Source organism: Brevundimonas aurifodinae (assembly GCF_040195595.1).
Classification (GTDB): Bacteria; Pseudomonadota; Alphaproteobacteria; order Caulobacterales; family Caulobacteraceae; genus Brevundimonas; species Brevundimonas aurifodinae.
The window spans coordinates 1-23,527 of the sequence record NZ_JBEGDD010000019.1 but is presented as its reverse complement, the minus strand read 5'-3'; the positions used below and the strand labels follow the sequence as shown (position 1 = coordinate 23,527).

22 protein-coding genes are annotated in these 23,527 nt (G+C 70.9%); 12 read left to right on the top strand and 10 right to left on the bottom strand.

All coding sequences use genetic code 11. The annotated features are described in order from the left end of the window. Positions 1 to 2 precede the first annotated feature (2 nt). Positions 3 to 737, top strand: a complete 735-nt coding sequence (gene phoU, locus ABN401_RS15975) for a phosphate signaling complex protein PhoU (protein WP_349685859.1) — start codon at positions 3 to 5, stop codon at positions 735 to 737. Positions 738 to 769: 32 nt separating this feature from the next. Beyond that, positions 770 to 1,459 carry a phosphate regulon transcriptional regulator PhoB gene (gene phoB / locus ABN401_RS15970; protein ID WP_349685858.1) on the top strand — a complete coding sequence of 230 codons (690 nt, stop codon included), beginning with the start codon at positions 770 to 772 and terminating at the stop codon, positions 1,457 to 1,459. 218 nt (positions 1,460 to 1,677) lie between these two features. Here the strand turns inward: phoB and ABN401_RS15965 are convergent, their stop codons facing one another. From ABN401_RS15965 to ABN401_RS15950, 4 genes are all read right to left on the bottom strand, one after another. Next, entirely contained in the window at positions 1,678 to 2,895 is a 1,218-nt protein-coding gene (locus tag ABN401_RS15965) for an NAD(P)/FAD-dependent oxidoreductase (protein ID WP_349685857.1), read from the bottom strand. Between the two features lie 9 nt (positions 2,896 to 2,904). Beyond that, positions 2,905 to 3,534, bottom strand: a complete 630-nt coding sequence (gene maiA / locus ABN401_RS15960; RefSeq protein WP_349685873.1) for a maleylacetoacetate isomerase — start codon at positions 3,532 to 3,534, stop codon at positions 2,905 to 2,907. Positions 3,535 to 3,539: 5 nt separating this feature from the next. Then, the gene (locus ABN401_RS15955) at positions 3,540 to 4,232 is read right to left on the bottom strand and encodes a fumarylacetoacetate hydrolase family protein (RefSeq protein WP_349685856.1); all 693 of its coding nucleotides are present in this window, start codon (positions 4,230 to 4,232) and stop codon (positions 3,540 to 3,542) included. Positions 4,233 to 4,347: 115 nt separating this feature from the next. Beyond that, entirely contained in the window at positions 4,348 to 4,827 is a 480-nt protein-coding gene (locus tag ABN401_RS15950) for a VOC family protein (RefSeq protein ID WP_349685855.1), read from the bottom strand. Between the two features lie 145 nt (positions 4,828 to 4,972). On the opposite strand from ABN401_RS15950, the gene ABN401_RS15945 reads away from it, so the two are divergent. Both ABN401_RS15945 and ABN401_RS15940 read left to right on the top strand, forming a co-directional pair. Beyond that, positions 4,973 to 5,347 carry a BlaI/MecI/CopY family transcriptional regulator gene (locus tag ABN401_RS15945; protein ID WP_349685854.1) on the top strand — a complete coding sequence of 125 codons (375 nt, stop codon included), beginning with the start codon at positions 4,973 to 4,975 and terminating at the stop codon, positions 5,345 to 5,347. Next, a complete protein-coding gene (locus ABN401_RS15940) occupies positions 5,344 to 7,002 on the top strand; it encodes a M56 family metallopeptidase (protein WP_349685853.1) in 1,659 nt (552 codons plus the stop codon). Before ABN401_RS15945 ends, ABN401_RS15940 begins: the two co-directional genes overlap by 4 nt. A gap of 6 nt (positions 7,003 to 7,008) precedes the next feature. Here the strand turns inward: ABN401_RS15940 and ABN401_RS15935 are convergent, their stop codons facing one another. Genes ABN401_RS15935 through ABN401_RS15925 form a run of 3 tightly spaced genes read right to left on the bottom strand, consistent with a single transcriptional unit; the run spans position 7,009 to position 8,925 of the window. Then, the gene (locus ABN401_RS15935) at positions 7,009 to 7,767 is read right to left on the bottom strand and encodes a pseudouridine synthase (RefSeq protein WP_349685852.1); all 759 of its coding nucleotides are present in this window, start codon (positions 7,765 to 7,767) and stop codon (positions 7,009 to 7,011) included. A 4-nt stretch (positions 7,768 to 7,771) separates the two neighbouring features. After that, a complete protein-coding gene (locus ABN401_RS15930; RefSeq protein ID WP_349685851.1) occupies positions 7,772 to 8,269 on the bottom strand; it encodes a GlcG/HbpS family heme-binding protein in 498 nt (165 codons plus the stop codon). Between the two features lie 14 nt (positions 8,270 to 8,283). Beyond that, positions 8,284 to 8,925 (bottom strand): DUF938 domain-containing protein, encoded by a 642-nt coding sequence (locus ABN401_RS15925; RefSeq protein WP_349685850.1) that lies wholly within the window; start codon positions 8,923 to 8,925, stop codon positions 8,284 to 8,286. A gap of 218 nt (positions 8,926 to 9,143) precedes the next feature. On the opposite strand from ABN401_RS15925, the gene ABN401_RS15920 reads away from it, so the two are divergent. From ABN401_RS15920 to spbR, 4 genes are all read left to right on the top strand, one after another. Then, positions 9,144 to 11,000: a phosphoenolpyruvate carboxykinase (GTP) gene (locus tag ABN401_RS15920; protein ID WP_349685849.1), complete on the top strand. Its 1,857-nt coding sequence runs from the start codon at positions 9,144 to 9,146 to the stop codon at positions 10,998 to 11,000. 203 nt (positions 11,001 to 11,203) lie between these two features. Next, positions 11,204 to 12,226, top strand: a complete 1,023-nt coding sequence (locus ABN401_RS15915) for an NAD(P)/FAD-dependent oxidoreductase (RefSeq protein ID WP_349685848.1) — start codon at positions 11,204 to 11,206, stop codon at positions 12,224 to 12,226. Between the two features lie 63 nt (positions 12,227 to 12,289). Continuing rightward, positions 12,290 to 13,096, top strand: a complete 807-nt coding sequence (locus ABN401_RS15910) for a transglycosylase SLT domain-containing protein (protein WP_349685847.1) — start codon at positions 12,290 to 12,292, stop codon at positions 13,094 to 13,096. Positions 13,097 to 13,156: 60 nt separating this feature from the next. Further along, positions 13,157 to 14,302, top strand: coding sequence for a SpbR family protein (gene spbR, locus ABN401_RS15905; protein WP_349685846.1), 1,146 nt, complete (start codon positions 13,157 to 13,159; stop codon positions 14,300 to 14,302). A gap of 22 nt (positions 14,303 to 14,324) precedes the next feature. Here spbR and ABN401_RS15900 read toward each other — a convergent pair whose 3' ends face one another. The 3 genes from ABN401_RS15900 to ABN401_RS15890 form a co-directional block, all read right to left on the bottom strand. Next, a complete protein-coding gene (locus tag ABN401_RS15900; RefSeq protein WP_349685845.1) occupies positions 14,325 to 14,804 on the bottom strand; it encodes an RNA-binding protein in 480 nt (159 codons plus the stop codon). A 90-nt stretch (positions 14,805 to 14,894) separates the two neighbouring features. Further along, positions 14,895 to 15,674 carry an NAD kinase gene (locus ABN401_RS15895; protein ID WP_349685844.1) on the bottom strand — a complete coding sequence of 260 codons (780 nt, stop codon included), beginning with the start codon at positions 15,672 to 15,674 and terminating at the stop codon, positions 14,895 to 14,897. A 51-nt stretch (positions 15,675 to 15,725) separates the two neighbouring features. After that, the gene (locus ABN401_RS15890; protein WP_349685843.1) at positions 15,726 to 16,865 is read right to left on the bottom strand and encodes a DUF2336 domain-containing protein; all 1,140 of its coding nucleotides are present in this window, start codon (positions 16,863 to 16,865) and stop codon (positions 15,726 to 15,728) included. Positions 16,866 to 17,013: 148 nt separating this feature from the next. Between ABN401_RS15890 and ABN401_RS15885 the strand changes: the two genes are divergently transcribed. From ABN401_RS15885 to ABN401_RS15870, 4 genes are all read left to right on the top strand, one after another. Next, positions 17,014 to 17,778, top strand: a complete 765-nt coding sequence (locus ABN401_RS15885) for a class II aldolase/adducin family protein (protein ID WP_349685842.1) — start codon at positions 17,014 to 17,016, stop codon at positions 17,776 to 17,778. Next, positions 17,778 to 18,563, top strand: a complete 786-nt coding sequence (locus ABN401_RS15880; protein ID WP_349685841.1) for a hypothetical protein — start codon at positions 17,778 to 17,780, stop codon at positions 18,561 to 18,563. Before ABN401_RS15885 ends, ABN401_RS15880 begins: the two co-directional genes overlap by 1 nt. Positions 18,564 to 18,682: 119 nt before the next feature. Next, complete coding sequence (locus ABN401_RS15875; protein ID WP_349685840.1) at positions 18,683 to 19,813, top strand: efflux RND transporter periplasmic adaptor subunit; 1,131 nt, start codon at positions 18,683 to 18,685, stop codon at positions 19,811 to 19,813. Further along, positions 19,813 to 23,046: an efflux RND transporter permease subunit gene (locus ABN401_RS15870; protein WP_349685872.1), complete on the top strand. Its 3,234-nt coding sequence runs from the start codon at positions 19,813 to 19,815 to the stop codon at positions 23,044 to 23,046. Before ABN401_RS15875 ends, ABN401_RS15870 begins: the two co-directional genes overlap by 1 nt. Positions 23,047 to 23,527 lie beyond the last annotated feature (481 nt).

Below are 23,527 nucleotides of genomic sequence, written 5' to 3'. Positions count from 1 at the left end.
CGATGAACCAGCACACGGTCAAGGCGTATGGGGACGAGCTGAACCAGCTCACGGCCGAGGTCGCCCGCATGGGCGGTCTCGCCGAGGCCCAGGTCGCCGACGCGGTCGAAAGCGTCGCGCGCCGCGACATCGCCCTGGCCCGCGCCGTCGTCGATCGCGATTTCAAGCTCGACGCCATGCATCGCGACATCGAAAAGAAGGCCATCCGCCTGATCGCCCTGCGCCAGCCCGTCGCCTCGGACCTCAGGAAGACCCTGTCGGCGATGAAGCTGTCGGTCGATCTGGAGCGCACAGGCGACCTCGCCAAGAACATCGCCAAGCGCGCGCTCAGCCTGGCCGAGACCGAGCCCATGCAGCCCCTGACCCGGTCGATCGAGCGAATGGGCAAGCTGGTGTCGACCCGGCTGCGCGACGTGCTCGACGCCTATACCGCTTCCGAGATCGATCTCGCCGTCGCCGTCTGGCAGTCGGACGACGAGGTCGACGAGCACTACAACGCCCTGTTCCGCGAACTGCTGACCTACATGATGGGCGACCCGCGCACGATCAGTGCCTGCACCCATCTGCTGTTCATGGCCAAGAACCTGGAACGGATCGGCGACCACGCGACCAATATCGCCGAGGTCATTCACTACGAGATCACCGGCGACGAACTGATCGGGGATCGCCCTCGCGGTGCCCCGAGCGACGCCGATACCGCGCCCGGCATGGGCCAGACCCCCTTGCAGCCCCACTGAACGACGTCGCCGACGCCTGACGGAGATCGCAGATGCAGCCCTATATCCTGGTGATGGAAGACGAGGACGCCCTGGCGACCCTGCTCCAGTACAACCTCGAAAAGGAGGGTTATGACGTCGTCGTCGCCGCCGACGGCGAGGAGGGCCTGGTGCAGATCGACGAGCGTCAGCCGGACCTGGTCCTGCTGGACTGGATGCTGCCCAAGGTCTCGGGCATCGAGGTCTGCCGCCGCATCCGGGGCCGGCCCGAGACGCGCAACCTGCCGATCATCATGCTGACCGCGCGCGGTGAAGAGAGCGACCGCGTCCGCGGCCTGGACACCGGCGCCGACGACTATCTGACCAAGCCCTTCTCGATGACCGAGCTGATCGCCCGCATCCGGGCGGTGCTGCGCCGCATCCGGCCGGGTCTCGCCGACGACCGCGTCGGCCACGGCGACATCGTCATCGACCGCGTCGCTCATCGGGTCAAACGCTCGGGCAAGGAGGTCCATCTGGGCCCGACCGAGTTCCGCCTCTTGGACCACTTCATGCGTCACCCGGGCCGGGTGTTCAGCCGCGAGCAGTTGCTGGACGCCGTCTGGGGCTCGGACGTCTATGTCGAGGCCCGCACAGTCGACGTCCATGTCGGCCGTCTGCGAAAGGCGCTGAACGTCGAGGAAAGCGCCAACCCGATCCGCACCGTCCGCTCGGCCGGCTATTCCCTCGATCTCGAGGGCTGACGCAGGGCGGGTGATCGGGGTGGGCGCGTTCGTCGATTATGTCGGCTCGCTTCTTTCTTCCGCTCATCCCCGCGAAAGCGGGGACCCAGTGCTTAAGCGAGGCGCTGCCTTTGGGATCGCTGTCAACGCCGACCTGATAAAGCCGTCGCCTAAAGAACTGGGTCCCCGCTTTCGCGGGGATGAGCGTAAAAGGTGATCCCCCTTGGCCGCCGACGGCCCTACGCCTCGACCGCCACCGCCTTCATCGACACGGCAGGGTCGGCCAGTTTCGCGACATCCACAGGCGTGCGCCGCTGGATCAGCTGCTTTCCGGCCATGAATTCGGGCGGGGCGCTGACGGCCTCGACGCAGACGATCCGGTCGCCGCTCAGGTGAAAGACGGCGAACCGGCCCGCCGCCGGATCGCCCCTCACCAGCGTCCGGTCGGCCTCCATCGGCAGGCCGGCGATCTGCAGCTTGACGTCGTACTGGTCCGACCAGAACCACGGCACCTCTGGCGCGCTCTGCGGGCGTCCGACGATGGCGTGCGCGGCCTGACGCGCCTGCTCCAGGGCATTGGGCACGCTCTCCAGCCGCACGACGCAGCCATGGACCGGCACCGGCCGCAGGGTCACGTCGCCGATGGCGTAGATGGCCGGGTCCGACGTCCGCGCCGTCTCGTTCACCCGGATCCCGCCCGAGCCGCCCGCGTCGCAGTCCAGACCCGCCGCCCGCGCCAGATCGTCGTTGGCCAGGGCCCCGACCCCGACCAGCACCACATCGGCCTCGACCAGGGTCCCGTCGCCCAGCCGCACGCCGCCGTCCTCGAACCCGGCGACCTCGACGCCCACCCGGATGTCGACCCCCTCGGCCCGGTGGCGCTCGGTGAAGAAAGCCGACAGCGGCTCGGACGCGACCCGCTTCAGCACCCGATCCAGCCGTTCCAGCAGCACGACCTCGCATCCGAGGGACCGCGCCGACGCCGCCGCCTCCAGTCCGACATAGCCCCCGCCGACGATGACCAGTCGCCGCCCCGGGCTCAGCCAATCCTTCAGCCGCTCTGCGTCCGCCAGGGTCCGCAGCTCGATCAGGTCGGGCCGTTCGGCGCCGGGCAGGGGCAGCCGCCGCCCCGTCGATCCGGTCGCCAGGATCAGGGCGTCATAGGTCTCGACCGTCCCGTCGGACAGGCTGACCGTCCGCTCGCCGCGCGCGATCGACACGACCATGGTCCCGGTCCTCAGGTCGATCCCGTGCTCGGCATAGTATTCGGCCGGGCGCAGCAGCAGGCTGTCGAGGTCCGCCTCGCCCTTCAGCCAGGCCTTGGACAGGGGCGGGCGCTGATAGGGGGGCGCGGGCTCCTCGCCGATCATCACGATCTCGCCCTCGAAGCCCGAGGCCCTCAGCAGGGCGGCGGCCGACCCGCCCGCATGCCCCGCGCCGACGATGACGACCTTCATCGCCGTCTCCTATTCCGCGTCCGGCTGCAGCTCGGGCCGGGTGTTGGCGAAGGCAGGCAGGGCCAGGCAGGCCGCCTCGATCGCCGCCAGTCGGGGCCAGCGCAACGCGACGCCGAAGCGCCGCGCATTGGCCATCTGCGGCACCAGCAGCACGTCGGCCATCGAAGGCCGCTCCCCGAAGGCGAAGGGTCCGGGCTGGGCGCTCGCCAGCACCTCCAGCGCCTCGAACCCGCCCGCGATCACCTCGCGCGCCCAGGCGTCGCGCTGGTCCTGACCATGGCCCAGCGCCTCCAGCGCCTTGAGAACCTTCAGGTTCTGCACCGGATGGATGTCGCAGGCGATGACCTGGGCGAAGGCGCGCACCTGGGCCCGGGCCACCGGATCGACCGGCAGCAGGGCCGGTTCGGGGAACCGCTCGTCCAGATATTCGCAGATGGCCATCGACTGGGTCAGCACCGTGCCGTCGTCCAGTACCAGGCTCGGCAGCAGGCCCTGCGGATTGATCGCCAGATAGTCGGCCGACCGGTGCTCGCCCTTCCTCAGGTGCTGATGCCGGACCTCGGTCTCGACCCCCTTCAGGGCCAGGACGATGCGGACCCGCCAGGCGGCCGAGGATCGGAAATAGCTGTGCAGGATCATCGCGCTCACGCCTCTACCGGCCCGATGGTGACGGTAAGGTCGCCCAGTCCCGCGATCGCGGCCACGATCGTGTCTCCCGGCACGACCGGGCCCACTCCGGCGGGCGTGCCGGTGAAGATCAGGTCGCCGGGCTGGAGGCGGTACAGGGTCGAGATGTGGGCGATCACCTCGGGCACCGACCAGATCTGGTCCGACAGGTCGCCGGTCTGGCGACGCTCGCCGTTGACCGACAGGGTGATGGCCCCCGCGCCGGGATCGAATCCCGCGGCCGGATGGATCGTGCCCACCGGCTTGGATCGTTCGACGTTCTTGGCGGTGTCCCAGGGACGGCCAGCGGACTTGGCCGCGGCCTGCAGATCGCGCCGCGTCATGTCCAGACCGACCGCATAGCCGTAAATCAAGCCCGCCGCCTCGGCCACCGGTACGTCGCGCCCCGACCCGCCGATGGCGACGACCAGCTCGACCTCATGGTGATAGTCGGCGGTTCCGGGCGGGTAGGGCAGGGTGCCGCCGCCCGCCACGACCGTCTCGGCCCAGGCGGTGAAGAAGAAGGGCGGCTCCCGATCCGGGTCCGCGCCCATCTCGCGCGCATGGTCGGCATAGTTGCGGCCGATACAGAACAGGCGGCGGACGGGAAAGTCATCGCCTCCCACGGTCGGCACGAGAAGGGGCGGCGTCGGCTCGAAGGTCAGGGTCACGCGGGGTCTGGTCCCTCTGATGGCGGGGCCGTCCGGCCCGGTCAGGGCCGAGATAGCGGATCGATCGCGGCCTGTCTTCGCCCGCGATCGACGCGCCCCGCCCGGGTCCCTGCCGTCAGGCCCGCGCGGCGGCCTCCAGGGCGGCGATGTCCAGCCGCTTCATCCCCATCATGGCCTTGAACACCCGCTCGCGAACCGCCGGGTCCGGGGTCTTCATCAGGGCCATGAAGGGCTTGGGCACCAGCTGCCAGCTCAGCCCATAGCGGTCCTTCAGCCAGCCGCACTGCTCGGCCTCCGGCACGACGGACAGGGCGGCGTAGAGCCGGTCCATCTCGGCCTGGTCCTCGACCTCGATCTGCAGCGAGATGGCCTCGTTGAACTTGAAATAGGGCCCGCCGTTCAGGGCCGTGAACCGCGCGCCGCCCAGGGTGAACTCGACCATCAGGGCGTCGCCCGCCTCGCCCGCCGGATAGTCGCCCGGCGCGCGCTGGACGGCGTCGATCGTCGAGCCGGGTATGACCGAGACATAGAACTCGGCCGCTTCTTCGGCCTGGGTGTCGAACCAAAGGCAGGGAACGATGGTGGATACGGGCACGGGAGATCTCCTTCCAGGAACAGAGCCTGTCTTTATATAACCGATCGGTTAAATGCAACACTGACCCAAGCTTAATTCGCCCGCCCCAATCCCGCCGCAATCCGCTACATATGTAACGCTACAAATGTAGCGGAGAGGCCCGGCCATGATCGACGGTTTGCCCAGACGGGAGCGGGAGGTCTTCGAGCGGCTGTGCGGTCTGGGCGAGGCGACGGCGGCGTCCGTCCGCGTCGCTCTTTCCGATCCGCTCAGCGATTCGGCCGTTCGCACCCTGCTCAAGCGACTGGAGGAGCGGGGTCTGGTGGCGCGCGACACCGGCCCGTCCGGCTTCGTCTATCGACCCGTTCCCGGCGCGGCGACCGTCGCGGCGGGGGCTCTGCGACGCATGGTCGACACCTTCTTCGCCGGCTCGGCCGCCGGGGCCGCGACCGCGCTGCTGGGCATGAGCGGCCCCCTTTCGCCCGAGGAGATCGCGGCGCTGGAACGCCTGCTGGACGCCGCCCGGGAGCCTGAGCAATGAGCGCCCTGCTGCTGGCTCTCCTGACCAAGTCCGCCCTGATCGCCGGGCTTGGCCTCGCCCTGTCCGCCTTCGTCGCCCGCCGGGCCGTCGACCGGTCCGACATCCTGCGCGCCACGGTCGTGATCCTGCTGGTCCTGCCGCTGGTTATGGCGTTCGGGCCGTCCCTGCGCCTCGCCCTCCTGCCGCCGGTCGAGACCGTCGCCGCCGTCGCCACGCCCCTGTGGACCGGCACGATCCGCCCGACCGAGGGGCTCAGCCTGTCGGGGGCCGTCATGGTACCGTCGCCGGCCGAACTCCTGGCCATGATCTGGTCGCTGGGCGCGGTCCTCGTGGCGGGGCGGTTCGCGCTCGGCGTCTGGACACTGGCGCGCTGGACGGCGACAGGCCGGGCGGTCGAGACGTCGGCCTGGACCCGGGCCCTCGCCGATCACACCGGCCCCCGCCGCCCACCGGTTCTGCGGCTCAGCGACGCCACCCCCGGCCCCCTCAGCTGGGGCCTGCCGCCCGGTGTCGTGCTGCTGGACCGCGCGACCCTGGCCCGGCCCGAGACCGCTCAGGCCGTCATCGCCCACGAGATGGGGCACCTGCGCCGACGGGACTGGCTGTTCCTCGTCCTGTCGCGGCTGGCGCTGGCCCTGTTCTGGTTCAACCCCCTGGTCTGGGTGCTGCACCGCGCCCTGATCGATCGCTCGGAGGAGGCCGCTGACGCCGCCGCCCTGCGTCACGTCGATCGGACCACCTATGCCCGGGCCCTGATCGGCCTGGCCACCCGCACCGCGCCCACCCCTCTGGCCGCCGCCGCCATGGCCGCCCGCGGAACCCCCCTCAAGCAAAGGATCGCCCACATCATGTCCGAGACCCCCGGCCGCCGCCGCCCCGCCCTGATCGTCGCCGCCGTCGCCGGCCTCGCCGTCGTGGCCACCCCGATCGCCGCCTTCGAACTGGCCAGCCGCGCGCCCCAGGTGCCGTTCGCGGCCCTGGCCCCCGTCCCCCCGACGCCTCCCGCCCCGCCGCGCCAGGTCGCCTATGCCCCGCCGGCTCCGCCCGCGCCTCCGGTTTCGATCACCACGCTCGCCCCGCCCGCGCCTCCGGCCCCGCCTGCGCCACCCGCGCCGCCCGCCGACGGCCGGGGCGTCTGGGTTTATTCCGGCGACGACGTCCGGAGCGCCCGAGAGCGTGGCGCCGCGCGTGAAGAGGCCCGCGCCGATCGCGAGGACATCCAGGCCCAGGCCCGCGCCGCACGCGCCGACGCCCTGGCCCGGGCCGACGCCGCACGCGCCGACGCCCAGTCTCGCGCCCGCGCCGCCGCCGACCACGCCCGGGTCGCCGGGGAGCACGCCCGCCTCGCCGGCGATCAGGCCCGTCAGCACGCCCGCGTGGCGATGCGGTCCGCCGAACGCGCCATGGCCGACGCCCGCGTCGAGATGCGTCGCGGGGCCGAGGAAATGCGTCGCGGCGCCGACCACATGCGCCAGGAAGGCCGCCGCCTCGCCGATCCCGCCTATCGCGCCGAACAGATCGAGGAGAACCGCCGTCGCGGCAACACCGTCACCGACGCCGAACTCCGCGCCCTCGGTCCCCGGCTGATCGAACAGGCCGATGACCTCGAGCGTCAGGCCGAGCAGATGGCCGCTCAGGCGGCCGACGCCGGCTGATCGGCCTCAGCCCCCGAGCAGCGCCGCTCGCTCCTCGGGGGTCAGCCGCCGCCAGCGTCCCTCCGCCAGCCCGTCCAGCCGGATCGGCCCGATCCGCACCCGCATCAGGTCGGTGACCTCCAGATCGACGCGCTCGCACATCCGCCGGATCTGGCGGTTGCGCCCCTCGGTCAGGACGAAGCGCAGCCGGTTCTGCTCCATCCGCGAGACCCGGGCCCGCTTCAGCTGACGCCCGTCCAGCATGATGCCGTAGCGCAGCGTCGCCAGCGTCTTCTCGGTCACGTCGCCCGCGACCCGCACCACATATTCCTTGTCCAGCGTCGAGGCCGGCCCGATCACCGCCTTGGCCACGACCCCGTCCGACGACAGCAGCAGCAGGCCACGCGAATCCTCGTCCAGCCGTCCGATCGGGGGCAGGGAGGCGTCCGCCGCCGGCACCTCGCCGTCGCCGATCCGGTTTTCTGCGGTCAGCAGCCGCACGGCCGGGACCTTGCCCGGTTCCGGCTGGCCAGAGACATAGCCGACCGGCTTGTGCATCACGATGGTCACGCCCTGGCTCAACGCCGCCTCGGCCCGGTCGGCCAGGGTCAGGGTCTGGCCCGGCGACAGCTTTCTGCCCGCGTCGGTCACCACCTCGCCGTCGATGGACACCAGACCGTCGGCGATCAGGGCGTCGGCCTCGCGGCGCGAGCAGACGCCGGTCTGACCCAGCCATTTGTTGATCCGGACCGGTTCCGGACCGTCGTACACGCGGGCGAAGGCCAAGAGATCAGTCGCCCGCCAGCGTCGCGAGAGCCGCCAGCGCCGCCTCGTCGTCCTGCGCCGAGGTCGCGCCCGACACGCCGATGGCGCCCACGATCCGCCCGTCGATCACGATCGGCCGCCCGCCGGGGAAGGGCAGGGTGTCTTCGTTGGCCAGGATCACCAGCCGCCCCGCCACGACGCGCTCCTCCAGGGCCGCCGTCGCCAGCCGATAGCGGGCCGAGGTCTCCGCCTTCCTCTGGGCGACGTGGATGGAGCCGTACTGGGTGTCGTCCATCCGTCCGAACGCGACCAGGGCTCCGGACGGCTCGACGACGGCGACGGCCAGGCGCCATCCGTTGGCCGCGCCGTGCGCCATCGTCCGGTCGATCAGGTCCTGCGCGACCTCCAGCGATACCGGAGGGCCGTAGGAGGGTGCCGCCGCCGGCGGCAGGGCGGGCGCGGTCTGCGCGGCGCCGCCCGTCGCGGCCGAAGCCAGGGCCAGGGCGAGGATCAGGGCCTTCATCATCGATCTCCGGGTCAGGTCACGCGGCGGAACAGCAGCATCAGATTGTTGGCGGGCATCTCGACGCGGCGTGTCAGATGCAGTCCGTTCGACCGCGCGCAGGCCACGACCGCGTCCCGGTCCCGCAGGCCCCAGGCTGGATCGCGTGCCTTCAGGCTCTCGTCGAAGGCGGCGTTCGACGGCGCCAGCGGCGCGTCCGCTTCGCGGAACGGCCCATACAGCACCAGCAGCCCGCCCGGATCGGGCAGCACCCGCCCGGCACCGGCCATCAGCCCCTCAGTCGCGGACCACGGGCTGATGTGGATCATGTTGATGCAGACCATGACCTGCACGTCCAGCGCCGGCCACCCGTCCGGATCGGCGGCGTCCAGCGCCAGCGGGGCCCTCAGGTTCGGCAGGGTGGCCCCGGCGGCCCATGCGGCGATGCTGGCCCGGGCCTCGGCGGACGGATCACTCGGCGTCCAGGTCGTGCGGGGCAGGGCGCGGGCGAAGGCCACCGCATGCTCGCCCGATCCCGAGGCGATCTCCAGCACCCGCCCTTCCGCAGGCAGATGCGCGCGCAGGACCTCCAGGATCGCGGCGGTGTTGCGCGCCACGGCGGGCGAGGCCAGGGCCCCCGGGGGCGCGGCCGTCTGGATGGGATCAAGCGTCTGCACCGCCCTCGAATACAGCCGACGGAAGCGTCACGCGACCGGTTTCCGCTCCGCCTCGACGAGGTTCGGCTTCGCCGGGGGCGAAATCTTGCGCCGGTTGACGCGGCGGCAGGACGGGTGTCATTGCGGCGTGAAACAGGCCGTGAAGACCTGTTACAATCAGGAGAGGGCCACGGCGGGCGTCAGACCGGTCGGGCCGAGGACGTTTCAGGAGCCTGCGCGTGCCATCCACCTCGACCATCCCGGGCCTGCACCCGGCGCCGACCCGTCACGCGGGTCTGGTCGCCTGGGTCGAACAGATCGCGGCCCTGACCCGGCCCGCCCGCGTCCACTGGTGCGACGGCTCCGAGGCCGAAAAGGCCCTCATCGTCGCTGATCTGATCGAGAAGGGCACGCTGAAGGCCCTGGACCCGGTGAAGCGCCCCGGCAGCTTCTACGCCGCCTCCGATCCGAAGGACGTCGCCCGCGTCGAAAGCCGCACCTTCATCTGCTCGCAGGACGAGGTCGACGCCGGCCCGACCAACAACTGGTCCGACCCGGTCGAGATGCGCGGCCGACTGGACGGCCTGTTCGATGGCTGCATGGCCGGACGGACGATGTATGTCGTGCCCTTCTCCATGGGCCCGCTGGGTTCCGAGCTGTCGGCCCTCGGCGTCGAGATCACCGACAGCGGCTATGTCGCCGTCTCCATGGGCATCATGACCCGGATGGGCGCCGCCGCGCTGGAAGCCCTGGGCGACGACGGCGTCTTCGTGCCCTGCGTCCACACCCTGGGCGCGCCCGTGGCCGAGGGTCAAGTCGACGTCGCCTGGCCCTGCAATCCCGAGAAGTGGATCGTCCACTTCCCCGAGACGCGCGAGATCTGGTCCTACGGCTCGGGCTACGGCGGCAACGCCTTGCTGGGCAAGAAATGCTACGCCCTGCGCATCGCCTCGGTCATGGCCAGGGACGAGGGCTGGCTGGCCGAGCACATGCTGATCCTCAAGCTGACCAGCCCCCAGGGGCGGATCAAATACATGGCCGCCGCCTTCCCCAGCGCCTGCGGCAAGACCAACCTCGCCATGCTCCAGCCCAGCCTGCCGGGCTGGACCGCCGAAACGGTCGGCGACGATATCGCCTGGATGCGCTTCGGCGACGACGGGCGGCTGTATGCGGTCAATCCCGAAGCCGGCTTCTTCGGCGTCGCCCCGGGCACCAGCCGCAACACCAACCAGAACGCGCTCGAAACCCTGGCCACCAACACCGTCTTCACCAACACGGCCCTCACCGCCGACGGCGACGTCTGGTGGGAAGGCCTGTCGAAGACCGCGCCCGAGGGTTTGACCAACTGGAAGGGCGCGCCTCACGACCCGGCCTCGGGCGAGCCCGCCGCCCATCCCAACGCCCGCTTCGCCGCCCCGGCTGGCCAGTGCCCCACGATCGCGCCCGAATGGGAAGACCCGCGAGGCGTGCCGATCGACGCCATCCTGTTCGGCGGCCGCCGCGCCTCGGCCGTGCCCCTGGTGACCGAGGCCTTTGATTGGGAACACGGCGTCTTCATGGGCTCGACCGTGGCCAGCGAGGGCACGGCCGCGGCCGAGAACAAGGTCGGCGAGCTGCGCCGCGATCCCTTCGCCATGCTGCCCTTCTGCGGCTACAACATGGGCGACTATTTCGCCCACTGGCTGGCCATGGGCGACCGGGCCGACGCCGCCAAACTGCCGCGCATCTTCTTCGTCAACTGGTTCCGCAAGGACGACGAGGGCAAGTTCGTCTGGCCCGGCTTCGGTGACAACGCCCGCGTTCTGAAGTGGATCGCCGAACGCATCGACGGCGAGGCCGAAGCCCTCGACACCCCCGTCGGCCGCGTCCCGTCGCGCGCCGCCCTGGACCTGGACGGCCTGGACCTGACCGAGGCCCAGCTGTCCACCCTGCTGGACGTCGACGCCGAGGTCTGGGCCGAAGAGGCCTCTATGATCCCCGACTTCTACGCCCAGTTCGGCGACCGTCTGCCCGAGCGCCTCTGGTCCCAGCACGCCGCCCTGACCGGCCGCCTCGCCGCCGCCCGGGGCGAACCCGCGGTCCTCGCGGCGGAGTAGGCTAGAACTGCGTCTCCTCCCCGTTCGCCTTCGGCGAATGGGGAGGTGGCTCGGAGCGAAGCGGAGAGACGGAGGGGTTCTTCGTCGCGGCCAGAACCCCTCCGTCTGCTCGCAAGGGCTCGCATCCACCTCCCCACGCCTTCGGCGCAGGGAGGAGACCCTCAGCGCTTGCATTCCCCGTCCTTCCGGTCGAAGCAGCCGCAGTGGCCGACCTCTCCTGCGACATCGTCATTCTCGGCGCGGGCGTCCTGGGCCTCGCCGTCGCGGCGGAGCTGACCTCCCGGGGGGCCGACGTCCGGGTGATCGACCCAGGCGGCTCCAACGCCTCCGCCATCGCCGCCGGCATGATCGCCCCGGCCTTCGAGAGCCTGCTGGATGACGCCGATCCCGCTCGCGCGACCCTGCTGAGGGACGCCGCCGCCCTGTGGCCCGCGTTCGCGGACCGCCACGACCTGACGCTGGACCCGACCCCGGCTGTTTGGCGCGGCCCCGATCCCGACGGCGTCGCCGCCCGCCTGCGCGCCCTCGGCTTCCGCGCGGAGCTTGATGCGGGCGGCGTCAGCGCGCCCGACGACATCCGCATCGACGCGGCCGAGGCGCTGGACCATCTCCTCATCGGCCTCGGCCAGCGCCTGACGCTCCGCTCGGCCCTCTCGCTGGAGCCGTCCGGCCAGGGCTGGACCGTCCAGACCGCCGCCGACGCGGTCCGATGCCGGACCGTCGTCCTTGCCACGGGGGCCGCGCCGCCCATCCCGGGACTGCCCGAGGCCGCCGCCCGCGCCGTCGCCGGGGTCCGTCCCATCGCCGGACAGATCGGCTTCGTCGGCCGGCCCCTCACCGACCGCGTCCTGCGCGGCCCCGGTGGCTATGTCGTTCCGGCCGGGCAGGGGGCCCTGATCGGGGCCACCATGGTCGAGGGCCAATCCCCCGCCCTCGTCGATCCCGACGCCTCCGCCCGCCTGATCGCCATGGCCGAGGTCCTGCTGGGCCACCCCATCGACGCCCCCGTCGACTGGCGGGCGGCGGTCCGGGGGACCAGCCCCGACGGCCTCCCGCTCGCCGGACCGGCGAGGCAGGGCGTCCACCTGGCCCTCGCCCCGCGCCGCAACGGCTGGCTGCTGGCCCCCCTGGTCGCCCGGATCGTCGCTGCCGGCATCGAGGCACGGCCGCGCGGCACCCACGCCGCCGCCCTCGACCCGCTGAGGTTCCTGGGATCATCTGCGTGATGACCGGCCGCCGTTAACGGACATTAACGCTCGCTTAACCACGTTCTCGCAGCCTCTGGGCCCATGACCGTCAGGGCGATTCCAGCATCGGGAGGGGTAGAGGCCGCGATCCGTCGCGCGTCCCAGTCGACCGGCGTCGACTTCGACTTCCTGATGAAGACCGCTCGCCGAGAGAGCGCTTTCAACCCCAACGCCCGCGCGCCCACGTCGTCTGCGTCCGGCCTGTTCCAATTCATCGAGCAGACGTGGCTGGCCACGGTCAAGCAGCACGGGGCCAAGCACGGCTATGGCCAATATGCCGACCTGATCCATCGGGGCGCCGACGGTCGCTGGCGGGTCGAGGGCTCGGCCCGCAACGTCGTGCTGGATCTGCGCTTCGACCCCCAGGCCGCCTCCCTTATGGCGGGCGAGCTGACGGCCCAGAACGCGGCCTATCTGAGGGGTCGCACCGGTCGCGATCCCGGTGCCGGCGACCTCTACGCCGCCCATTTCCTGGGCCCGGCCGGAGCCGCGCGGATCATGGAGGCCATGGCGACCCGGCCGGGCGCCAGCGCCGTCGCCCTGTTCCCCGAGGCCGCCGCGGCCAATCGCTCGATCTTCTATCGCAACGGCCGCCCCGCCACCGTCGCCGAGGTCCACGCCAACCTTCAGAGCACCGCCGGCGGCCCCGCCCCCGTGATCGGCCCGGCCGCCCCCGCCGCCCCCCTGCTGGACGAGCGCGAGCTGGCCATCGCCGCCCGCATGGACCGTCTGAAACAGGATCAGAGCCTCCTGTCCCTGCTGCTCGGCCAGGACGGGGACGGCAAGTCCTCCGGCTTCGGCGGGGCCTTCGGGCCCGAGCCGAAATCGTCGTCCGGAGGCTCTTGGTAAACCGGCCGTTAAGCCTGGCGGTTCACGCTCCGCTCCGACTCAGGAGATGCTGACCGCACCATGACCGCCCACCGCGCCCGACTGACAGAGTTCGACATCCGCCGCCTGATCAAGGCGTCCGACGACGACGACCGGGCCGCCGCCGCGCACAAGCTGTGCCGCAGCATGGACCGGGCCGAGCTGGACGACGTCGACCGCGAGGCCGCCCACAAGATCATGCGCATGCTGGCCGACGACGCCGCCGAACTGGTGCGCCGCGCTCTGGCGGTGACGCTGCGCAGTTCCGATCTTCTGCCGCGCGACGTGGCCCGCAAGCTGGCCATGGACGTCGATTCCATCGCCCTGCCCATCATCGGTTCCTCTCCCGTCTTCGCCGACGAGGACCTGATCGAGATCGTTCGCGCCGGCTCTGCCGCCCGCCAGGTCGCCGTCGCCGCCCGCCCGCGCGTGTCGCGCGACGTCGCCGACGTTGTGGCCGCCGAGGGCGTCGAGACGGCCGTCCGCACCCTGGCCTCCAACGACAACGCCGACCTGTCCGAGCGCGCCATGGGCCGCGCCATCGACCGCTTCGGATCGGCGCCCGAGGTCGTGGCCGCCCTGGCCTATCGCCAGGTCCTGCCGCTGGACATCACCGAACGCCTGGTCGCCCTGGCGTCGGAGGCGGTGCGCGAGCATCTGGTCAGCCGCCACGCCATCGCGCCCGAGACCGCCATCCGCCTGTCGACCTTCGCGCGCGAGCGGGCGACCGTCGACCTGATCGACCAGGCCCCGGCCGGCGCCGACCTGACGACCTTCGTCGCCCAGTTGAATGCGAGGAAGGCGCTGACCGCCTCCCTGCTGCTGCGGGCCCTGGCGCGCGGCAAGATGGCCCTGTTCGAGCACGGCGTCGCCGAACTGTCCTCGACGCCGCACCATCGCGCCTGGCTGATGGTTCACGACGCCGGTCCTCTGGGGCTCAAGGCCATCTATGACCGGGCGGGCCTGCCGCCGCGCCTGTTCCAGGCCTTCCGCGCCGGGGTCGACACCTGGCGCCAGCTCTCGGCCGAGGGCGTCGACACCTCCGGCGAAGCCTTCCGCGAGCAGATGCTGGAACGCTTCCTGACCCAGCGCCCCAACGCCCCGCGCGACGACGTGGCCTATCTGATGGAACGGCTGGATCAGCCCGCACAGGGCCCGTCACGGGCGATCGCGGCGAACGCGGCCTGAGGCTCAGGCTTCGGCGAAAGGCTCAGCCCGCGCGGTGCGCGGCGACCTTGGCTTCCAGCGTCTCGGCCAGGATGCGACCGGTCGGATGGTCGTCGGTCTGGATCTGGTCGCGGACGACCGCGCGGATGGCGTCGATATGGGCGTCGATCAGCATCATCGGGGCGTCCATGCGCCGGGTGGGATCGTCCATCAGCTTGCACAGCGATCCCGCCAGGCGCGTGACCAGCGGATACTGGTAGGTCGAGCCCAGGCCCTTCAGGTCATGGGCGCGGAAATACAGGCCCTCGGCGGTCTGGGGCGTATAGCCTTCGACGCGGATCGTCGCCTGTGCGGTGTCCAGCTTGGTGATCTCGTCCTGCAGCCACTGGCCGAACTGGCCCGACATCGCCTTCAGGGCCTCTTCGGCCCTGGCGATGGCATCGGCGTTGATGCCGCCGAACCCGCCGCCGACCTTGGCGCGCAGGACGTTGGGCGGGCGGATGACCTGAGCCGGGTTGCTCATGAGACGCTCCTGAGGACTGCTCCGTGAACAGTGCGCACACGCCCCTTAAGAAGCCGTGACTTCAACAGCCTAGAGCTGAAGATGTGGCCTTCAGGCCATGAACTGCTCGGCCAGGACCCGCTCCTCGAACGAGCGGCCGGCGTCGAACAGCATGGTCAGGGCGACGTCGCGGCGCTCCTTGACCGCCACGCGGACGACGTTGCGGACCTCCAGCCCGTCGGCCACGGCGCTGACCGGGCGCTTGTCGGCCTCCAGCACCTCGAACTCGACCTTGGCGCGGTGCGACAGCATGGCCCCGCGCCAGCGCCGGGGGCGAAAGGCGCTGATGGGCGTCAGCGCCAGCATGCGGGCGTCCAGCGGAATGATCGGGCCGTGGGCGGACAGGTTGTAGGCGGTCGATCCGGCCGGCGTGGCCACCATGCAGCCGTCGCACGTCAGTTCCTCCAGCCGCACCTTGTCGTCGACGCTGATCTTCAGCTTGGCCGACTGGCGGGTCTGGCGCAGCAGGGACACCTCGTTGATGGCGAGCCCGGACTGGGCCTGGCCGCTTTCGGTCCAGGCGTCCATCTGCAGGGGATGGATGACGGCGCGACCGGCGGCGGCGACCCGCTCGGGCAGTCCGTCCTCCTCATAGTCGTTCATCAGAAATCCGACCGAGCCCCGGTTCATCCCATAGACCGGCGTGCGCCGGCTGAGGTTGGCGTGCAGCGTCTCCAGCATGAAGCCGTCGCCGCCCAGGGCCACGATGACGTCGGCCTCGGCTTCCGCCACCGATCCGTAACGGGAGACCAGGCGATCGCGCGCGGCCAGCGCCTCGGGCCGGTCGCTGGCGCAGATGGCGATGCGGGAAGGGGCAGGAACCGGATTCACACGGCGAGGTGGCCCGAGCGGGGCGGCGAAGTCAAACGATGCCGCCGGGGGTCAGTCGCCGACGTGCCCCAGCATGGCCCGGAACTCGCGCGCGGCGGCGGAGGGGGGCAGGGACATCCGCCCCTGCAGGCCGGTGTCCGCGTCGCCCGGCCAACCGTCCGACAGCTGGCGGATCTCGTCCAGGACCGCCGGGAAGACGGCGCGGTCGATGCCGACCGAGGCGCACAGCAGGAACAGGGCGTCGGCGCTGGGGCGCAGAATGGCGGCGCGCACCTGGGTCAGGCTGAAGCCCGACAGGGCGGCGATCCCGTGCTCGAACAGGCCCAGGCGCTTTTCGCGAACCGCGCGGATCAGGAAGCCGGCGCGAAGCTGGCCTCCGGTCTGAAGCTTGGCCACCAGGCGGCGTTCCATCTCGTCGCGCTCGACGACGCTGACCGCCTGCTCGATCCCCTTCGGTTCGGCCTTTTCGGGCTCCACGCGCCGGGTGGCGACGTCGATGGCACTGGCCAGTTTGCTCTCATCGACGCGGAACCGCTCGCCGATCGCCTCGCGCAGGGCCTGGCCGACATACTGATACAGCTGGGTCGCCAGGGTGTCGTTCAGCCGGGGATGGCGCGTCAGGGGCGCGCGCAGGGCCGCGATGCGCCGCGAATGGTCGATCAGCCGTTCCAGCGCGGTCTCCGAGATCTCGGCGGTCCTGTTGCCGGCCAGCGCCGTCAGGGTCGCGGGATTGGCCCGGTCGATGATGGCGTCGGCGACCTGGCCCGAGATGTGGGGGCGGCGGGCGACCTCGATCTGGTGCTCGATGGTGGCCTCGACCAGGACGCGCAGCAGGTCCTGGTCCTTCAGCAGGGGACTGTTGGCGATGACCGGACGGGCGATCTCGATCTCGTCCAGGGCCAGCATGGCGACCAGGGCGGGCGGGGCCCATTCGGCCTTGGCCAGGGCCTCGGACAGGGCCTTCCGGATATCGCGCTCGGCCTGCCGGGCCAGGATCATGAAGATGTCGCCCAGCAGGGGCGAGGCCTCGGCCCCCGGCGGGGTCGCGTCGCACAGGGCGGTGATGCCGAGCAGAAGCCGGCGGCGGTCCTCGGTCGACTTGGAGCGGGCCAGGTCCAGCAGGCGGGCCGCGGCCGACGCCTCACCCGTCTCTTCGGCGCGATAGGTCTGCATCTGCACGACAGCGGTCACGAGGCGGCTCCGGTCGGAGAAGGTCCGAGCGAGCGTCAGCTTGGCCGTCGGACGTGAAAACTCGGTTAATGAAGCCTGAATCGGCGGCGTTCTTGACCCAACCGGACGTTGGCGCGAGGGTCGCTCGAAACGATCCAGGAGACGCATCATGGCCGACGGTTCGACCCCCTCTCTGAAATCGCGCGTCTCGGCCGAGGAGTGGCAGGCCCGGGTCGACCTTGCGGCGCTGTACCGGCTGGTGGCTCTGCACGGCTGGGACGACATGATCTTCACCCACATCTCGGCGCGCGTCCCGGGGCCCGAGCATCACTTCCTCATCAACCCCTACGGCTACTATTTCGAGGAGATCACCGCCTCGTCCCTGGTGAAGGTCGATCTGGACGGCAACGTCGTCCAGGAGACGCAGAGCTTCATCAATCCGGCCGGCTTCACCATCCATTCGGCCATCCACGCAGCGCGCGAGGACGCCCATTTCGTCATTCATCTGCATACGGTGGCCGGTGTCGGCGTGGCGGCCCAGCAGGAAGGCCTGCTGCCGATCGGCCAGAACGCCTGCCTGTTGCAGCATCAGGTCGCCTATCACGGCTATGAGGGGCTGGCGCTTAACCACGACGAGCGCGAGCGGCTGGTGGCGGACCTGGGCGACAAGCCCCTGATGCTGCTTCGGAACCACGGGACGCTGGCGGTCGGTCAGACGGCGGCGGCGGCCTGGGTCGGCATGTTCTTTCTGGAGCGGGCCTGCGCCCAGCAGGTTGCGGCGCTCTCGGGCGGCCGCGAGCATGTCCTGATGGCCCCCGATGCCGCCCAGGCCGAGACGAAGGAACAGGGCAAGGGCATCGGCTTCATCTCCGGCCTGGCCTGGCCGGGCGCGCTCCGGCTGCTGGACCGGAAGTCCCCCGGCTACGACGCCTGATGCGTCTGGCCGTCATCGCGGGCGCGACGCTCGCGGTGGCTGCGGTTTCGTCGGCCCAGGCCAGCGCCTGGGCCCAGAAGAAGGGCCAGGCCCAGGTCATCGCCAAGGCCGAGGTCATGCGCGCGACCCAGGGCTATGACCGTTCAGGCGCCCCCCTGCCGCTGCCCGCTCCGCGCGAGGATCGGGCGGCGGGCGTCTTCGCCGAATACGGCCTGACGGACCGGATCACCCTGCAGCTGAAGGGCGACTGGCAGTCGGGCGAGGACGCCTTCGTCGACTATTCCGGACGCGGCCCGGTCGAGATCGGCCTGACCTGGCAGGCGTGGCGCGACGACCATGCCGCCGTCAGCCTCTATGCCGGCTATGCCGACGGCGGCCAGGGTCGCAACGCCGGCTATGCCGCGCCGGGCGTCGGGGACAGCGACTGGGAGGTCCGGGTCGCGGCCGGGCGGGGGTTCGGCGCGCCCGCGGCCGTCGCGGGTCGCTGGGGCGCGGACCGGATGTTCGTGGAGACGCAGCTGGCCCGGCGCAGGCGCGACGGCCTGCCCGACGAGGTCCGCGCCGACCTGACGGCGGGCGCGCATTTCGGCGCGGACTGGACGGTCCTGGTCCAGGCCTTCGGTGGCGTCACCGACGACGATGGGGCAAGATGGCTATCGGTCGAGACGTCGGTCGTCCGCCACCTGGGTCGCTGGAGCCTGCAGACGGGCTGGCGGCGAGCGGTCGCAGGACGCGAGACGCCCCTCGCCGCGGGGCCCGTCGTGGCGCTCTGGAGACGCTTCTGAGACCTGCGACCAATCGCGCGACGGAAACGGGAACGGTCAACGTTACAAACTGTTTAGGTTGCCTGACGTGGCGGAAACGTTATGGCCAACCGCTCCTTCAGCCTCCGAGACATGCGCGCGTGATCAAACGTCACTTCTTTCTCGTTGCCGCCGCCGTGGTGCTCGGTCTCATGATCGTGGCCGCCGTGCTGCGCGTCGCTTTCGCCGAGGACGAGGGCGCGGGTGGCGGCGGACCGGGCGGACCGGGCGGCGGACGCAGCCAGGCCGTGTCCGAAGCGGTGGTGACGCTGCGTCCCTTCAGCGACCAGATCGACGTCCTGGGCGTGGCCCGGGGCCGCCGTTCGGTCAACATCACCTCGGCGACGTCCGAGCTGGCGACCGCCGTGCTGTTCCAGGACGGCCAGAGGGTCGCCGCGGGCGCGCCGCTGGTCCGGCTGCAGGCCGGCGAGGAGGAAGCCTCCATCATTCAGGCCCGCGCCAACCTGGCCCAGGCTGAGCGCGAATACGAACGCTTCCGCGAACTGGCCGAGCGGGGCGTCGCCCCCCGCGTCTCCGCCGAGGACGCCGAAACCGCCGTCGAAACGGCGCGCGCCACCCTGACCGCCGCCCAGGCCCGACAGGGCGACCGCGTCATCCGGGCCCCGTTCGCCGGGGTCCTGGGCCTGTCGACGATCACGGCGGGCACCCTGATCAGCCCCGGGGCCGTGATCACCACTCTGGACGATATTTCCGTCATCCGCGTCGACTTCCCGGTGCCCGAACGGTACCTGAGCGTGCTGCGCGAGGGCCTGCCCATCACCGCGACGGCCGACGCCTATGGCGAAGACGCCTTCACGGGCCGCATCGCCCTGATCGACACCCGGATCAACGAGACGACCCGCGCCGTGACCGCCCGCGCCGAGTTCTCCAATCCCGGCGGCCGCATTCGTCCCGGCATGCTGATGCGCGTCGGCATCCAGGAGGGACAGCGACAAAGCCCGGCCGTGCCTGAATCCGCGGTCCAGTACGAGGGCGAGAGCGCCTTCGTCTACCGGATCGCCCCCGGAGAGAACGGCGCCACCGCCCAGCGCGTCGAGGTCGAGCCCGGCGCGGTCGAAGGCGGCTTCGTCGAGATCGTGTCCGGCCTGACCGCCAACGACCGGGTCGTCGGCTCGGGCCTGAACCGCATCCAGCCCAACGCTCCCATCCGCGTCGCCGGCGCGGGGGGCGAGGGCCAGGGACGCACGCCAGCAGGAGCGACCGCGCGATGATGCTCTCTGATGTCGCGGTCCGCCGCCCGGTCTTCGCCGCCGTGGCGGCCATCGTGCTGTGCGTCATCGGGGCGGCGGCCTTCTTCTTCCTGCCGGTGCGCGAACTGCCCGACGTCGACCCGCCCATCGTCTCGGTCTCGACCAGCTATGCCGGGGCCTCGGCCGAGGTCATCGAGAACCAGATCACCGAGCCCATCGAACAGCAGGTCGCGGGTATCCAGGGGATCGAGCGGATCTCCTCGACCAGCCGCGACGGCCGGTCCAACGTCACCATCGAGTTCGCCCTGGGCCGCGACATCGACGTCGCGGCCTCCGACGTGCGCGACCGCGTCAGCCGGGTTCAGGGCAATCTGCCCGACCAGGCCAATCCGCCCGAGGTCGCCAAGGCCGACTCCGACGGCCAGCCGATCATGATCCTGTTCCTCCGCTCAGCCACGATGAACCGGCTGGAGCTGACCGACTATGCCGACCGGTATCTGCTGGACCGGCTCGCGACCGTGCCCGGCGTCGCCCAGGTGCAGATCTACGGCGAGCAGCGCTACGCCATGCGGGTCTGGCTGAACCCCGAGGCCATGGCCGCGCGGGGCCTGACCGTCACCCAGGTCGAGCAGGCCCTGACCCGCCAGAACGTCGAGCTTCCCGCCGGCTCGCTGGAGTCGACGGACAAGGACTACACGATCCGGGTCGACCGCACCTATGCGCGCGCCGAAGACTTCGCCCAGCTCCCGATCAGTTCGACCGGCAACGCGTCCCAGACCTCGGCCGGCGCGTCCGGGGCCGTTTCCACCGGGGCCCAGCCGACCGGATCGGGCGCGCAGGGCGCGCTCCAGGGCCGGCCGGTCTACGTCACCCGCCTGGGCGACATCGCCCGCGTCGAGGAGGCTCCCGAAGAGACCCGCCGTCTGTTTCGCGGCAACGGCCTGGACCAGATCGGCCTGGCCGTGACCCGTCAGGCCCAGGCCAACGACCTCGAAATTTCCAAGGGCGTCACCGCCCTGGCCGAGGACATCCAGTCCAGCCTGCCGCCCGAGACGGAACTGGTCGTCGGCTCCGACAACTCGGTCTTCACCAAGCACGCGATCGAGGAAGTCTGGATCACCATCGGCATCGCCCTGGTGCTGGTGGCGTTGGTCAACTTCATCTTCCTGGGCACGCTTCGGGCGGCGCTGATCCCGTCTATCGTGGCGCCGATCTGCCTTCTCGCCACCTTCATCGTCCTGGCCCCCCTCGGCTTTTCACTGAACCTGCTGACCCTGCTGGCCCTGGTGCTGGCGATCGGCCTGGTCGTGGACGACGCCATCGTTGTGACGGAGAACATCCAGCGACGCCTGGATCACGGCGAGCCGCCCCTCGTCGCCGCCGAGCGTGGCACGCGTCAGGTCTTCTTCGCCGTGGTGGCCACCACGGTCGTGCTTCTGTCGGTGTTCGCCCCGCTGATGTTCCTGCCGGGCTACGTCGGCCGACTGTTCGTGGAACTGGCCGTGGCCATCTCCGCCTCGATCGCCTTCTCGGCCTTCCTGGCCCTGACCCTGTCTCCCATGCTGGCCTCCAAGATCCTGCGCCCCGCCTCGGGCGGGGGCTGGGTGGCCCGGCGGGTGGACCTCGCGATGGACAAGCTGAAGAACTCCTACGCCAACTCGCTGGACATGCTGGTCGGACGCCGCATCGCCGTGATCGGCGTGGCGGCGATGGTGCTGGTCATCGGCGGCGGGGCGGGCCTGATGTTCCTGAACCTGCCCAACGAACTGGTCCCGCCGGAAGACCGCGGCCGGGTCACCGTCCGCGTCCAGGGCCCCGAGGGCGCCGGCTTCGACTACACCCGCCAGATCATGCTGGGCCTCGAGCCCATCCTGGCCGAATACCGCGAGGCCGGAGAGGTGGAGAGCTTCCTGGTTTCCGCCCCCGGTTTCGGCGGCGGCAGCTTCAACTCCGGCAACGCCGTCATGGTGCTGAAGGACTGGTCCGAGCGCACCCGGTCTGCCGACGAGATCGCCCAGGAGATCAACGGCAAGCTGCGCGGCCAGGTCGATGCCCAGGTCAACGCCTCCACGCCCGGCGCTTTCCAGCGGGGCGGCGGCGGCGGCGGCAACTCCATCGACCTGGTGGTCACCGGCTCGGACTACAACGAGATCTTCCAGTGGCTGCAGCCCATCCTGCTGGCGTCGCAGGCCAATCCCGGCTTCTCGCGTCCGCGCCTGAACTACGAACCCAATTCGCCGCGCCTTCTGGTCGAGGTCGATCCCCAGCGCGCCGCCGCCCTCGGGGTGTCGTCCCAGGAGATCGGCCGCACGCTGGAGACGATGTTCGGCTCCCGCCGCGCCACCACCTATCTGCGCGGCGGCCAGGAGTATGACGTCATCCTTCAGACCGACCGCGAGCGGCGCTCGTCCCTGGCCGATCTGAACACCCTGTACGTCGGGACCGGTGGCGGGACCCTGGTGCCTCTGTCCTCCGTCGTCTCGACCGAGACGACCGGCGCGACACCGGATCGTCGCCGCCTGGATCGCCAGCGGGCCATCACCCTGCAGGCGGACCTCAACCCGGGCATGACCATCGCCGACGCCGTGGCCTTCATGGACGCCCAGGTCGCCCAGCAGCCGCAGGGCATCGTCAACATCCAGTACGGCGGCACGGCGCGCGACCAGCAAGAGGCGGGCGGGGCCGTTCTGGCCGCGTTCGGTCTGGCGCTGCTGCTGGTGTTCCTGGTGCTGGCGGCCCAGTTCGAGAGCTGGATCACCCCGGCGGTCATCATGCTGACGGTGCCGCTGGCCGCCGCCGGAGGGCTGTTCGGCCTGCTGATGGCGGGGTCCAGCCTGAACATCTATTCCCAGATCGGGCTGATCATCCTGATCGGGGTCGCGGCCAAGAACGGCATCCTCATCGTGGAGTTCGCCAACCAGCTGCGCGACCAGGGCCGGTCCATCAAGGAGGCGATCGTCGAAAGCTCGTCCCTGCGTCTGCGGCCGATCATCATGACCTCGATCGCCACCGCCTTCGGGGCCCTGCCGCTGATGCTGTGGCAGGGCGCGGGCGCCGGCAGCCGCCAGACCATCGGTGTGGTGATCTTCACCGGCGCGATGTTCGCGACCCTGCTGACCCTGTTCGTCGTGCCCGTGATCTACGGCGCCCTGGCCCGCTTCACCCGGTCGCCGGAATACACCGCCCGCAAGATCGAGGAGTGGGAAGCCCAGGAGCAGACCGCCAACGACCAGGTCCCGATCGCGGCGGAGTAGGGGGGCGCTGGCGTCTCCGCTGCGCCCTCTCCCTCTCCCTGAGGGAGAGGGCTTGAGGTTCGGAGAGCGCAGCGATCCGCAAACCGAAAGGGTGAGGGGTTTCCCTCTCACCGGCGGCGCGCCGACCAAGGGTTTCATCACAGCGAGCACGACGAGGTCACTACGGACACGGCGACACCGAGCGGACGGTCATGTCCCCGACCGCGCACCCCCCGCATCTCAGCAAGACAGGGCGGCTCCGCCGCCAAACCTTTTGGGCCCCCGCTCCCACCGGGGCCGATCGGCGTTGGGGACGCGCGCGCGGTCCCGTCGTGTCCGTTGTGAACCCGCTGTGCTCGTTGTGATGAACCTCTTTCGCGCCCCAAACCGCGCCCGTCCCGTCGAACGAAAAACTCACTCATCCGCGCTCGCCCGGATTCCCCCAACGATCTCAACGCCCGCCCCGCCCGAAGCCTCGCGAACGCGCCCTCATTGGCATGCG

What these genes read in the sequence shown, in the direction of transcription:
- phoU (WP_349685859.1), top strand. Translation starts at nt 3, where the DNA reads ATGAACCAGCACACGGTCAAGGCGTATGGGGACGAGCTGAACCAGCTC.
- phoB (WP_349685858.1), top strand. Translation starts at nt 770, where the DNA reads ATGCAGCCCTATATCCTGGTGATGGAAGACGAGGACGCCCTGGCGACC.
- ABN401_RS15965 (WP_349685857.1), bottom strand. Translation starts at nt 2,895, where the DNA reads ATGAAGGTCGTCATCGTCGGCGCGGGGCATGCGGGCGGGTCGGCCGCC.
- maiA (WP_349685873.1), bottom strand. Translation starts at nt 3,534, where the DNA reads ATGATCCTGCACAGCTATTTCCGATCCTCGGCCGCCTGGCGGGTCCGC.
- ABN401_RS15945 (WP_349685854.1), top strand. Translation starts at nt 4,973, where the DNA reads ATGATCGACGGTTTGCCCAGACGGGAGCGGGAGGTCTTCGAGCGGCTG.
- ABN401_RS15940 (WP_349685853.1), top strand. Translation starts at nt 5,344, where the DNA reads ATGAGCGCCCTGCTGCTGGCTCTCCTGACCAAGTCCGCCCTGATCGCC.
- ABN401_RS15930 (WP_349685851.1), bottom strand. Translation starts at nt 8,269, where the DNA reads ATGAAGGCCCTGATCCTCGCCCTGGCCCTGGCTTCGGCCGCGACGGGC.
- ABN401_RS15910 (WP_349685847.1), top strand. Translation starts at nt 12,290, where the DNA reads ATGACCGTCAGGGCGATTCCAGCATCGGGAGGGGTAGAGGCCGCGATC.
- spbR (WP_349685846.1), top strand. Translation starts at nt 13,157, where the DNA reads ATGACCGCCCACCGCGCCCGACTGACAGAGTTCGACATCCGCCGCCTG.
- ABN401_RS15900 (WP_349685845.1), bottom strand. Translation starts at nt 14,804, where the DNA reads ATGAGCAACCCGGCTCAGGTCATCCGCCCGCCCAACGTCCTGCGCGCC.
- ABN401_RS15885 (WP_349685842.1), top strand. Translation starts at nt 17,014, where the DNA reads ATGGCCGACGGTTCGACCCCCTCTCTGAAATCGCGCGTCTCGGCCGAG.
- ABN401_RS15880 (WP_349685841.1), top strand. Translation starts at nt 17,778, where the DNA reads ATGCGTCTGGCCGTCATCGCGGGCGCGACGCTCGCGGTGGCTGCGGTT.
- ABN401_RS15870 (WP_349685872.1), top strand. Translation starts at nt 19,813, where the DNA reads ATGCTCTCTGATGTCGCGGTCCGCCGCCCGGTCTTCGCCGCCGTGGCG.